We start from the raw sequence: 13,372 nt of genomic DNA, 5'->3' as shown, positions 1-13,372 counted from the left end.
TCATTGTCTGGATTATCTACGTTATGGAGGTTTATTATGTTGGTGAATTTTGATAAGACAGAACTGCTCTACCTGGACATATTAGCAACGGAGAAACTGGATATCGTAAAGCACCGCTATGAACGCGATAAAAGGATTTTTGATACTTTGGACATTGATGTTCATGAACGTATGGTCTTATATGAATCCCAGATAAAAGCGTTTACTGATATACATAACAAAATAGTTTCGGCGGTAGGTTCTTTGTGTTTGGAACCTACTGTTTAGTACTTACTGATTACTAGACTTTCGCGAATAGTTGTAGGTGTGCCCCATGTCTGCTACAAAGCTGCGTAATTTCCTCTGACCATTTATGCGTCAACCGCTACTCCTTCTGAAGCACGGCCCTTAGGGATCCCATTTGGTTTTTTCAGATAATACTGCTGTAAAAACTCACCATATGGTCCGCTTCTTCGGACAAAGGCGGTTTCCGCATTACAGGCAAGTGTATTGCGCCTGTTTCATATCCTCCCCGTAGACCGCATCAATCTCCTTCACAAATATGGACTCCTTCCCCTTTAAAGTCACAACAATTCAGGGCAAACACGGCACAGATTTCAATGGAAAGCTGGTTATACATTCTGGATTCAATGATTGATTTGCGGGCAGGCAGCCTGGATTGACATTTACTTCCAAATGTGTAATGATATAAATTAACCGGAAAGGCAGGAAAGAAATCAAATGAGAACTGAACAGGAAATGCTTGATTTGATAATAGGTACCGCAAAAAATGATGAACGAATACGGGCCGTTTATATGAACGGCTCCAGAACAAATAAGAATATTAAGAAAGACATTTTTCAAGATTATGATATTGTATATGTGGTTCATCAGACAAAGCCTTTTTATGAAGACAAAAACTGGATTGACCTATTCGGAGAAAGGCTGTTTATGCAATGTCCGGAAGAAGTTGACATATGTATGGGGATGGAGGTTGATCTTAATAAGTGCTTCGGGTGGCTGATACAGTTCAAAGACGGAAACAGACTTGATCTGCATGTTATTCCCATTGAAGAAGTAAATATTGGGGAAGATAAATTATGTATGATCCTGTTGGATAAAGATGGTATTTTACCAAAAATCCCTGAACCGTCAGATGAGGATTACCGGATCAGGAAACCAAGCCAAGATGAATTTTGGGCCTGCTGTAATGAGTTTTGGTGGTGCCTGAATAATATCGCCAAAGGCTTGTGGCGTGAAGAAATACCCTATGTACATAAAATGTTTTATGATGGCAGCCATCCACAGTTAGTAAAATTGTTAAATTGGAAAGTGGGTTATGAAACAAATTTCCAGGTTTCAACAGGAAAGGCGTCAAAAAACTTGAAAGCATATTTACCGGAAGAAATATGGGATAGATTTTTAAAAACATATATCAATGGCAACATAGATGATATTTGGCGTTCTGTGTTCATAATGTGCGACCTGTTTCATGATACTGCATTTGAGTTAGAAACAAAGTGGGGACACACCTATCATGTAGAAGAAGCAAACGCAAGTTACGGTTTCTTAAAGCATATACAGTCTCTTCCCAAAAATGCAACAACAATTTTTGACAAAGTTTAACCAATCGGGGCTGAATGCGCAGTTTTGAGCAGAGCTGCCGCTCTATGACGAGAAATTAATCATTTTGCTGCAGCCCCTTTAAGACCCTTAACCGCACATATCCATTACTCCAATGTATCATCCCTCAGTGCCTCAGACAGACTGCACTTCATGACTTTCTTCCCCCCAAGATAATAGGCCAGTGCCACAAAACCAGCCATTATCAGACAGAAGGCCAGAATGGGACCAACGGGGGCTTTGGCTATAAACTCCATCGGGTCCAGATAGCTTGCTTTTATCATAACCCCCACTGCTGCAACAGTAAGGGGAATGGTAATAAGAATTGGGCGTCCTGCAATCACTGCTGCCTCAATACAGAATATCTTTCTGATTCCTGCCGGAGTCATGCCTATGGATATATACTGGGCAAATTCCCGCTTTCTTTGGCGCAGAAAACCTAAGGTGTTGGAAAACACATTGGCGATTCCGATCAATGCAAGGATGAAACACAGCCCGCCTATGACAAGCTGATATCCGAATATCATGATATCATTTGTAATCTTTTCCTGGATCCGGTTCTCAATTTCAATATCATATATGCCGCCCAGCAGGCAGAGTACGTCCTCTTCCAGGGCGTCCAGTTCCTCCAGCGAAGCTCCCTCTTCAGATAATATACGGATCCATGTATCCTGCTGTGTCCCCTCTATGTCCCCGGATATCTCTTTCCATAAAGACAAAGGGATAAACTGTACTAATGCATAGTCATCGTACTCTTCCCTCAGATCAGGCGCTTTTTGAGTATAAGCTGTCACAGGGACCTCTGCTTTACTCTCCTCCCCTGCGCTTTCCAGGAGAATCCTGCTGCGGTCTTCTGCAATATAGGGAACATATCTGGGATACCGGAAATTGCTGTTTAGGCTGTCCCATATCCTGTTTAAAATAATGGTTCCGTCAAGTCTGGGCAAAACACCAATCTGTTTGCAGTAATCTGTAAATCCTGCGTCATCCAGCACAACAATTGGGGCCTTTACGGTCCATGGACCCTGCTGGCCGGTAACCGCACTAAGACCTCCTATTGCAGCCAGTTCCGGACTTTGATTCCCTTCAGAAACAGAGCAGAAAGCCTCTGATTTCTGATACACGATCAGATCACGCACTCCTTTAAGACTGCGCAGTTGGCCGGACAGTCCAAAGGTTTCAATCTCCGTATCCTTTAAAGTGACCATAATATCCCAGTCATCCTGGTATCTCTCAAAATAAGTATATTCCGTGCTGATATTTGAAAGGGCAAAAAAACACAGGATCAATGTAAAGCCCAAAAAAGAAAGGGTAAGGGATATTGTGGAGGTATACATGGATCTCCTCCTGGCTTTCAGGGAATTTCCTGCAAGTTCTCCCTCTATTCCGAACAAAAAACGCAGGACAGGGGAATGTATCTCCTTTCTGGGTTTCAATTCTCCCGTATATCGGATGGCTTCCAATGGGGTCAGCCTGCTCAACTTTCTTGCCGGCAGCCAGGCTGAGCATAACACAGTCATAACAGATGACAGGATCGTCCATGCAAATACAAGAGGATGATATTGAAAGGCAGATTCATGCCTGCCCGGAAGATCTGCCCCTATCCATTGAATCGCCTGACTCACCCCGTAGCTTAGGCCGGTTCCCGCCAGGCTGCCAAGCAGGATTGGTATCAGGCTAAGCATCATTGCTTCCTGTATCAGACAGGTCCGTATCTGTTCCGGTGTTGCCCCAATGCTGGAAAAGATACCAAGCTGATGGATCCTTCCATTCATGGAAATTGCAAAAGAATTACGGATGATCAGTATCAGGGAAACGGACACAAGCAGGAGGATAACCAGGTAAAATGTCATTAAAAGCGGCGGGTTCCTCTCCTGGGGATCATGGATCAGATATCTGGACAAAAGCAGTTCATGAAAGGAAGCCACATCCTCCTCCAGACCTAACTTTTCTGTGATCAGGGGCATATCCTTATAAATATTTCTTACATTTTCAAAGTAAATGTCAACAACCGTCTCCTGTTCCCCGGACAATCCATTATTAATAACCGCTGTTTTAACATTGCTGAAATTCTGAATGGTGATCAGATCCTCCTCATTGATCCCGGCAGTAATGCGGCCCTGCCAATCCCCTTCTTCCATGATGATCCCCTCAACCTCGTATACCCAAAAGCCATAAAACAGGCTGCACAGAAACGAAAGAAATAACGCGGCAATAAAAGCAGCCGCAATAATGGATATGCTGGAAGCACGATTGTTCTTAATATAACTCCTTGAGTAATCCTTCCACATATTCCTATCCCCTCCTCCGGTCGCTGATAACACGCCCATCCTCAATGGTTATGACGCGTCCGGCTTCCAGCGCAATCCCCTCATCATGGGTAATCAACAAAATAGTCTGGTTCAGGCTGCGGTTGGATCGCTTAAGCATGTCCATGATTTCTTTGGAGTTCTTCCTATCCAGATTGCCCGTTGGCTCATCAGCCAGCAACAGAGCCGGGCGGTAGATCAAAGAACGGGCAATGGCGGTCCTCTGCTGCTGCCCTCCGGATAATTGGACAGGCAGTGATTCCAATTGATCCGATATGCCCAATGCGTTTACTACCTGTTCAAAATGCTCCTGGTTTGGTTTCCTTTTGTCCAACAGAAGGGGCATCAAAATATTCTGTCTGACGGTCAGGGTTGGGATCAGATTATAAAACTGATAAACCAACCCCACCTTTCTGCGCCGGAACATGGCGGATTGGGTGGGATTTAGAGTGGAAATATCAATCCCCTCGATCATTACTCTTCCCTCGGAAGGTTTATCTACACTTCCAATCAGATGCAGCAGCGTGGATTTACCTGAACCGGATGCGCCTACAATGGCGACAAACTCCCCTTTGTTTACTGAGAGGTCAAACCTGTCCAGGGCAATTACCTTGTTACTGCCATAACCATATATCTTGCTTAAATTCTCACATTTTAGGATTTCCAAAGGGCTCGCTCCTTTTCCTGTTATTTTTCTTCCATTATAACAGGCCAAAGTGACTGGTCAGTGACTGTAGAACCGGATTTCAAACATTCCTCCGGCCCCTGGATGATTGCCAGCCCGGATCGTTCCATTCTGGCGTTGGATGATCTCTTTGGACAGGGCAAGGCCAAGGCCGATTCCGCCTTTTGCTGCATTTTTCCCCTGATAAAACCGTTCAAAAAGATGAGGCGTGTCCTCTGCGGCAAATCCATCGCCTTCATCCCATATCATAATTTCCGTGTACAGCAGATTTTGTGAATAGGTACAGTAAACACTTCCCCCAACAGGCGTATACTCAGCGCAGTTCTTTATCAGGTTCATAATCGCTTCCATGGTCCAGTCCAGATCAGCGGTAATCTCCATTTTGCCGTTTTCAGGAATTTGAACAGAGACTTCTGATTCTCTTAATACCTCCTGTAAATTATCGGCAGCAAGATTAAGCAAAGTAAAGACATCCACTGATTCCTTTTCCAATAAAAGGGTGCCTGCGTCAAGGCGTGCCAGGAGAAGCAGCGCCTCCTCCAGATGAACCAGCCGGCTCAGTTGCTTTTGTATCTGATCCGGCTGATCCATGGACGGATGCTTTTTCATCATCTGGGCGGACAGGGAAATGGCTGTCACCGGTGTTTTAAGCTGATGGGCAATATTGGACAGATTATCTGCAAAAGCTGCCTTCTCCTGAATGGCGGCTTCCCTTGTCTGATACAGCATAGTCACTGTCTTATATAGTTCATCCTGCAATTGAGAAAATCCGTCCTCCCTTGCTTCCAGGGCAAGGCATGAATTTCCCGTATTCACCCTCTCAAGATACTCTGTCAATGCTTTTATGCGCAAAGACTCCTTACGGCGCCAGTGCCAGGCGGCAAACAGGAACAGACCACCGGAGACCGCAAAGCCGGTAACGGAAAACAATATGCCGTATTGATATTCACTGCTCAGAAAATCCCATGACCTGTAGCCATAATCCAACAGTACATTTCCATCCTCCTCTGGTCCGGAATGCATTTTAAATTTTTTCAGGGATGACAGTACAGCCTTCTCCATCTCCGGATGTGCCCTTAGGATTTCACTGCAGACACTGCTTAAAACATGAAATTGGATGCGGCTATACATCCCTGTCATCAGCACGGCGGTGACCGATGATGCAAAAAGGCTGACCGCAAGGACAATTGCAGGGAACATTCCTCCACTCTTCCGGCGGCTCATATGGTGTCCTCCATGCGGTATCCAAAGCTTCTCACCGTCTTCAGGCAGGAGGGCTGATTTAGTTTTTCTCGCAGGCGTTTAATGGTAACCGTAAGCGTATTATCATTTACATAGCTTCCATTGATATCCCACACCTGCTCCAACAATTTATCCCTGGGAACAGTCCTCCCTCTATTCTGCATTAAAAGCAATAATACCTGGTATTCCTGCTGGCTTAGGGCAATTTCCTCACCCCTGCAAAAAACCCTCATGCCATTCCTGTCAATTGAAATATTATCACAGGACAGATACTGCGCTGATACATTTCCCGCTCTGCGCAGCAGGGCACATATACGGGAATACAAAACATCCAGATCAAAGGGCTTCACAACATAATCATCAGCGCCGTTTTGGAAACCGGAGATCATGTTATGAGAACCACCGCGGACAGTGAGGAACATCACCGGCAGGTTCTCCCACCTGGAACGGATCCAGCGGCAAAGAACATCCCCCTGGCCATCCGGCATATTCCAGTCTAACAGAATCAGCGATGGCACTTGTTTCATAAGCGCCTGCCTGGCCGCTTCCACTGTTGTATAAATCAAGACATGAAAGCTTTGTTCCTCCAGATATTCCTTAACCGTGTTCCCAATGAACTCATCCCACATAATAAACTTCAATCATCCCTGTCTTCTCCCATTAAAACCAACATCCAATCTATCAATGTATTCCTCAACCAATCCCAAGTATTTCCAGTAATTCATCATGGGGACGATCTGCCTCTGCCTGGAACACCGCAATATGATTCAGGTCCCCGCTCCTGTCTGTAAATGCAGGAAATAAAAAACCGCATTCCGGCTTTGTTGGTTCATACTCTCCTGCCATCGGACAAACAGCACAGATCATATATTCAAACACCTCCTCGGATTCCCATAGCCGTTCCCTGTCCGATGTCTTAGCAGGGATATCATAACGGTCATGGAAGACCAGGATGGCGTAGGCTGAATTTGTTTTATAATTTTCCATGACAACATCATAAAATGTATCCATCAGGGCGTCATTCTTTAAGCCGCATTCATTCATCGCCATGAGCAGCTGCCACATGCTCCCGGGCTTTCGAGCGCCTTCACGGAATTCATATTTTTTCAGGTTCACATTTGTTGGTGAAAAAGGGATCTCCTTTGCCAGCTTCAGTTTTTTCGTTCTCTCAGGTGCAGACAGTTTCAGGAAATTCGTATTAAAACTCCCCTCAAAATCCCCATCCCTGTCCACATAACATCCTGCAATCCTTGTAAATGATGTCCGTGAAAGGGTCATCCGCCTTGTCAGCTCCAGCATATCCTCTCTGTTTATCATTGTCTGTCATTTACCTTTCTGTGATTTTATCAGTTTTCCATTGGAATGCTCCATTCAAACCGTTTTGCCTTTGGAAATACCATGAAACATTATAACAAATACAGCTACAAATACAATATTAAAAAAATACAGTATTATAAATCCAATACCAAAAAGAATCCGGCCCTCCCAAAACCATAAGGTTCCATGAGACAGCCGGATTCTCCTCTGCTTTCATTTATGCGGTATTGGTTGATCACAGATCATAATACCGCTGGAATTCTGCCGGATGGGGGATCAGGGACAGTTCCCCGCTCTCCTCCCGTTTGTTCTTAAGCCATATCCGGATCAGACGTTCCGGGAACACCCCGCCGGCTGTCAGATACCCATGGTCCGCCTCCAGGGCATCCAGCGCCTCATCCAATGTTTTGGGCAGGGATTGGATCTTTGATTTTTCCTCCTCGGACAGCTCATAAAGATTACAGTCAAAGGGCCCCCAGCCGTTGGCCTGGGGATCAATCTGATTCTTGATCCCGTCAAGGCCGGCCATCAGGATCGCCGCATAGGCATAATATGGATTCGCTGTTGCGTCCGGATTCCTCAGTTCAAACCGTTTTGCCTTGGGTGTTTTGGCATATGCCGGAATCCTGATCACAGCGCTTCGGTTGGATGTGGCGTATCCAATGGTCACCGGCGCCTCGTATCCGGGCACAAGGCGTTTGAATGAGTTTGTGGAAGGATTGGTAAATGCACAGAGGGACGGGACATGCTTTAACAAACCTCCCATAAAATAATGGGCTGTTCTGCTCAGGCCGGAATATCCATTCTCATCATAAAAAACCGGCTCCCCGTCTTTCATCAGCAGCATGTGCACATGCATTCCGTTGCCCGCCTCTTTATAAATGGGTTTCGGCATAAAGGTGGCTGTCCTTCCATCCTGGACAGCCGCGTTGTGGACCACGTACTTGATGATCATGGTCTTATCCGCCATGTCTACCATATCGCCCAGCTCCACCTCGATTTCCATCTGTCCTGAGCCGCCCACTTCATGGTGATGATATTTTACATCCACGCCCCAGTCCTGGAGCATCATGCACATCCTGCTCCTTAAGTTATAAGCCACATCCTGAGGCGCCGCAATATGGTATCCTCCGCTCCCGGGAACCTGAAAGCCCTTGTTGTCAAACGTCTCCTTCCCGCTGTTCCAGGCCGCCTGTCTGGTATCCACGGTAAAGGCCATACGCTGCGGTTCCACCATATAGCTGACATTGTCAAACAGATGGAATTCAAATTCCGGCCCGATCAGCATCCGATCCGCAATCCCCTGTTCCTTCATGTACTCAATGGCTCTCAGGCTTACATTTCTGGGATACTGGTCAAACGGGCGGTTTTCCTTACCAATGACACATGCGTCCCCGCACATGGTCAGGGTAGGGACCTCTGTAAATGGATCCACCACCGCGGTATCCGGGTCCGGTATGAACACCATATCACTCTTTTCCACCGGAGCATATCCATAATTGGATCCGTCAAACCCAATTCCCTGTGTAAAGATCTCCTCGTCAAACCGTTCCACCGGAATCGTGATGTGCCTCCACCGTCCATTTAGGTCCGTCATCTTGAAATCAATCATCTTGATTCCCTTTTCTTTGCAAATACGCAATACATCTGCACTCCTTGACATGTTTTCCCCTCTCAATTACTGCCCTCATAAAAAAGACATGATAACAAATTTACTTTGTTATGTAGATTCTACCATATTTTTGTAAAATAATCGCCCTTAAAATGTTTATTTCTGCAGAATATCCCAGGATCAGGGTTCAATCCCCAGAAATTGTCACGCAATTATCTGTTGCGCAGCGATAAAAGAAGCACCAGCCATTGCGGCTGGTGCAGTGTAAAGCAAACGGTGTAAGGCAAACCTTATCTAAATCCCTGTTTTTATTTGAGGAGGTCCTCTTTTTTATTAAGGATGGCTTCCACCGCTGCGCAGGCCGGACAATCACAAAACTTTGCCCCGGCAGCCTTGATCTCCTTTGCATGTGCTGCAACATCCTTCGCTTTATCAGACCCAAAAACCTGGCTGCCTGCATCAGATTCCGCAAAACCAATCAGACCGTCAATAGGCATGATATCCGCTTCCAGCTCATCTATGTATTTCTTTGTTTCTGCAGCTTCATTTTCAGTTCCAACAGCATCCAACCAGGCTTTAGCCGCTGCCTTTGTCTCACTGTTACATGTTGGCGCATCAATTAATTCGTGTGTCTTTTCAACAACATAGCTTAATACTTCTTTACCCATAATTGGCATACCCTCTTTCTTCTGAAATTTACCTATATTTTACCATAATTATCAGGCTTTTGCAATTTGAAACGCAGAATAATCATATATAATACAAGAAGGAACGCAGCCGGTCCATATCGCCGGATTCCAGACGGTTCCCAAAAGACATGCGGTATAAAGGACAGCCGCCGGCCCCTTCCTTGAGAGTAAGGATCATCTCCGTATTTTCATATTGGGGAGCCATGGAGATCACGCCTTTTGCAAGCTTTCGTTCCTGTTCGGTTTTGGCAAAGCGATACCGTCCTCCTCCTCCCGCAAACTTCGGCAATACCTGATCCGCCTCCCACATCAGCGTCCTGATATTATCTGCAAATGGATTATATATTCCCATTTTCTTTCCCGCCATCTGAAGATATTCCTCCAGGGGTTTTAACCTCATCTGTTCTTCTTTTGTCTCGGCGAGGTCCATCCACAAAAACAAAAGGAATTCTGAGAGAGGCTGAATGCGCAGCATATATCCCTGTTTCCTCAGCATGTGGATCACGGGCTTGCCAAACGTCATCAGGGTCATGGGGTCTCCTGTCAGTGAGACAACAGGACACGGCTGTTTTTGCCGGGATCTGTATTCGGCTTCCATTGCCAGGTCGCCTGCCAGCAGGCAAAGAAACAATCCCTTCAGATCCATGGCAGTGTCCGGAAGGCGCTCCAGACAGGGGGACAGAACAGAAAGCCTTCCGGGCCGTATCCTCTGCAGTGTGGAGTGGATGACGCGGCTGTACTGATTATCCGCCTCCGCCCCTTGCGTATAAGGGATCAGGATCTGTCCGGTATACCCGGACCTTAAGGCACGGACCGCCATTCCGGAAATAAGTGTGTATGTGGAGTATTCTTTTGTCACAGTCTCCTCCAATCCCGCTTTAATATCTGCCTGGAGGTCAGCCGGAAGCAGGGTGGGTGACATTCCCAGTTTCTTCATGTATGATTCCAGGAAACGGCTGTAGGGCTGTATGTCCGGAAGGATGATCTGATCTGCCACAGACATGGCCTCTTTTAGCTTGACCGGATGGACCGGCAGTTTCTTTATCTCAAAATCCGCCGGCTGTTTTACTGTTTCCCGCTCCTGAAGGCTGCTTAAAAAAGCTTCCACACGGGTAATCATGCCTATCTTGGAAAAATGCTCGTCAACTTCAATCTGAAGATAGGGTTTATCCCCCATCTCATCCCTGAATAAATGGGTCAGCATGGTATCAGGCCCGCATCCATGGTTGGTCAGATAGACTGCATACAGATTCGGATGGTTCTTTACCAGCTTTGCCCCGGACAGGATATGCTGCCCAAAGGGCCAGCACAGGGTCCCGTACTCGTCAGACAGATCCAAATCATGGGCCGGCAGATGGGACAGGCTCAGAAGTTTCCAGTTTCTCTCCTGTATCAGCTTGGGAATTCCCATATTCAGTACCGGGTCCGCTGCTCCGTAATTACGCGCGATCAGCACAAGGGCCTTTTCACCCGGTTTAAGACGGCTTAAGACCTGCCTCCCCTGTTCTTCCAATGCTGCCGTATGACGCCGTACCGCTGCCGCCCCTGCCATCAATGCTCTTTTACAGTCTTCCATTCCAAATCCCAGCCGCTTCCCCACCTGAAGCATGGACTGTGCCATGGCTTCCTGACCAAAATCCAGGTCAAACACAGGGTTTAACAGCTGTATTCCTTTTTTTTCCAATTCCAGTTCATCAAACACCAGCCTTGGTGCCGTCTGCATATACACGCACCCATAATTATGCCTGACCTTTGATGTCTCATGTTTCATGGTATGGATGGATGGAAGAAACACATAATCCACCTTTCGTTCTGCCAGTTCCAGCATATGGCCGTAAATCAGTTTAACCGGATAACATGTCTCATTCCTTGCATGGCTTTGGGCCATGGCGATCGTATTCTCATTGGTAGGTGAGGACAATAAGACACGGTAGCCCAGCTCTGTAAAAAATGCATTGGCCATTGGGAAAAATTTATGCATCATCAGCGCATAGGGGACCCCTACCGTCTTTGCACCTTTTGATAGGTGCGGATCGTATCCCTTTAATAGCAGCTCCTCTGCCTGAAAAAAGGCATCTATATCCTTTCTGGAATCCTTCTCAGGTTCCGGCCGTTGTTGATGCGAGCCTGTTTGATGAGACTCCTTTTTAACAGCCTCCTGGGCCAGAAGAGCTGCTCCGAATGCTCCGCTGATGGCAAAAACAGGTGAAACCGTAATCCGCTCTCCATATACCCTGGTAAAAGCAGCCACGATCCCCGGATTGTAAGCCACACCGCCCTGAAGTATGATATGGCTGCCAACCGGCTTTTCCCCCACTACCTTGTGCAGATAATTGCGCACAACGGAATCACACAGACCTGCCGCAATATCTGCTGGTTCCGCCCCCTGGGCCTGGGCTGTTGTAATGGAGTTTTCTATAAAAACCGTACAGCGGTCCCCCAGATCCAGGGGAGACAAGGAGGACAATGCCAATGGCCCGAATTCCTCAAGGGGAACTCCCATGCGCGCCGCCTGTTCCTCAATAAAGGAACCGGTTCCCGCTGCGCAGATCTTATTCATCTGGAAATCCCTGACATACCCATGATCCAGGGAAATATATTTGGAATCCTGTCCGCCGATTTCAAATACCGTATCCACTTCCTGGTCAATAAATGCCGCGGCCCTTGCCTGGGCCGTGATCTCGTCACGGATCGCCTGGGCCTTCAGACTGCGCCCGATCTTCTCCCTTCCGGATCCGGTTACCCCGATTCCTTTGATGGACAGCCTTTCGCCCAACACCTGCTTCAGGTGATCAAGCCCCTTTTCCACAGCGCCGGCAGGATCCCCTCCGGTACGCAGGTATTGAGAATGGATCAGCCTTCCCCCTTGGTCCAGCACCACCAGATTGGTACTGGTAGAGCCGATATCAATGCCAAGAAAGCAGCTGTCCGGCAAAAGTCCTTCCCCCTGCCAGGAGACGGGATCCATCTCCCTCACCCCCATTGCCCTGTTTTTGATGCCCTGTTCCATGGCTTTTAATTTTGAGATGCGGATCATGTCTTTCCTGACAGCCGTCCCCCTGCTTAAGGCCAGCCTGAGATCGGACAAGGATACACTTTGGTCCGCCATCACGGCCGCCCCGGCCGCCTGCTCATATTCAAAGTGATCCGGCAGAACCAGCTCCTCTTCCTTCAAATGCAGTATATCCCCCAATGCACGGACCACCCCTTGGTTTTTCATCACTCCGCCGCATAGCAGAACGGGCGCAGCCACAGGAAGGCGCCCAATGAGGACCGAGCGGTAATTTCTTACCATGGCGTAACAGAGTCCCAGCATAATATCCGCAGCCGGTACCTGTTCCTGCTGTAGATGGATCACATCACTTTTTGCAAAAACCGCACACCGCCCGGATAAACGCGGTATGGATTCTGCCTTTTGTATCAGAGATGAATATTCCTCCATGGGCAGGTTCAGCCTGACCATCTGGGACTCAAAAAACGAACCCGTTCCCCCTGCACAGTGACCGTTTATGGCAAACTGAGGCGGACCTCCTTTTCTAAGTCCGGTTATGTATCTGGCGTTCTGGTATCCAATGTCAATTGCCGAATCCGCCTGGGGACATAGAAGGCGGCATCCCTCCGTAATGGCAGGAATCTCTTCCGCCATCCGGATATCCGGGTATAACTGGAGGATTTCAGCTGCCCCGCTGCCTGTAGCAGCGGCCAAAGTATCCGCTGATTCCAGGGAGATCCCGGGCACAGCCACTCTGCCGAGCATCTTGTCAAGAGTCCTGAGTCCATTACCCTTATGTTCTTTTTTTGTTGTATACAGAATCTTTCCATCCTTTAAAAAAACCAGCTTCACCGAGCTGGTTCCCATATCGATTCCTATTTGGATCTGATCTTTATAACACATCTAAAATCCTCCATGGTCTTA

General features: G+C 47.2%; 10 protein-coding genes. 2 read left to right on the top strand and 8 right to left on the bottom strand.

The genetic code is table 11. The features are described from left to right. Positions 1-36: 36 nt before the first annotated feature. Positions 37-267 (top strand): hypothetical protein, encoded by a 231-nt coding sequence (locus tag HMPREF9469_RS18045; RefSeq protein WP_007864676.1) that lies wholly within the window; start codon positions 37-39, stop codon positions 265-267. Positions 268-720: 453 nt separating this feature from the next. Beyond that, the gene (locus tag HMPREF9469_RS18040) at positions 721-1,605 is read left to right on the top strand and encodes an aminoglycoside 6-adenylyltransferase (protein ID WP_007864674.1); all 885 of its coding nucleotides are present in this window, start codon (positions 721-723) and stop codon (positions 1,603-1,605) included. A gap of 104 nt (positions 1,606-1,709) precedes the next feature. On the opposite strand, the gene HMPREF9469_RS18035 is transcribed toward HMPREF9469_RS18040, so the two are convergent. The 8 genes from HMPREF9469_RS18035 to HMPREF9469_RS18000 form a co-directional block, all read right to left on the bottom strand. Next, the gene (locus HMPREF9469_RS18035) at positions 1,710-3,893 is read right to left on the bottom strand and encodes an ABC transporter permease (protein ID WP_007864672.1); all 2,184 of its coding nucleotides are present in this window, start codon (positions 3,891-3,893) and stop codon (positions 1,710-1,712) included. Positions 3,894-3,897: 4 nt separating this feature from the next. Then, positions 3,898-4,578, bottom strand: coding sequence for an ABC transporter ATP-binding protein (locus HMPREF9469_RS18030; RefSeq protein WP_007864658.1), 681 nt, complete (start codon positions 4,576-4,578; stop codon positions 3,898-3,900). 57 nt (positions 4,579-4,635) lie between these two features. Further along, positions 4,636-5,820 (bottom strand): sensor histidine kinase, encoded by a 1,185-nt coding sequence (locus HMPREF9469_RS18025; RefSeq protein ID WP_007864655.1) that lies wholly within the window; start codon positions 5,818-5,820, stop codon positions 4,636-4,638. Next, positions 5,817-6,467 (bottom strand): response regulator transcription factor, encoded by a 651-nt coding sequence (locus HMPREF9469_RS18020; RefSeq protein WP_007864652.1) that lies wholly within the window; start codon positions 6,465-6,467, stop codon positions 5,817-5,819. The genes HMPREF9469_RS18025 and HMPREF9469_RS18020 overlap by 4 nt, the downstream gene beginning before the upstream one ends. 64 nt (positions 6,468-6,531) lie before the next feature. Further along, entirely contained in the window at positions 6,532-7,155 is a 624-nt protein-coding gene (locus HMPREF9469_RS18015) for a DUF4317 family protein (RefSeq protein ID WP_040416766.1), read from the bottom strand. A gap of 235 nt (positions 7,156-7,390) precedes the next feature. Then, a complete protein-coding gene (gene glnA, locus HMPREF9469_RS18010; RefSeq protein ID WP_040416763.1) occupies positions 7,391-8,818 on the bottom strand; it encodes a type I glutamate--ammonia ligase in 1,428 nt (475 codons plus the stop codon). Between the two features lie 257 nt (positions 8,819-9,075). Beyond that, complete coding sequence (locus tag HMPREF9469_RS18005; protein WP_007864644.1) at positions 9,076-9,435, bottom strand: hypothetical protein; 360 nt, start codon at positions 9,433-9,435, stop codon at positions 9,076-9,078. An 82-nt stretch (positions 9,436-9,517) separates the two neighbouring features. Then, a complete protein-coding gene (locus HMPREF9469_RS18000) occupies positions 9,518-13,351 on the bottom strand; it encodes an acyl-CoA dehydratase activase (protein ID WP_007864640.1) in 3,834 nt (1,277 codons plus the stop codon). Positions 13,352-13,372: the final 21 nt, after the last annotated feature.

The organism is [Clostridium] citroniae WAL-17108, from assembly GCF_000233455.1.
Taxonomy (GTDB): Bacteria; Bacillota; Clostridia; order Lachnospirales; family Lachnospiraceae; genus Enterocloster; species Enterocloster citroniae.
Note: the sequence above shows the minus strand (reverse complement) of the source record. Positions and strands in the feature narration are given on the sequence as shown.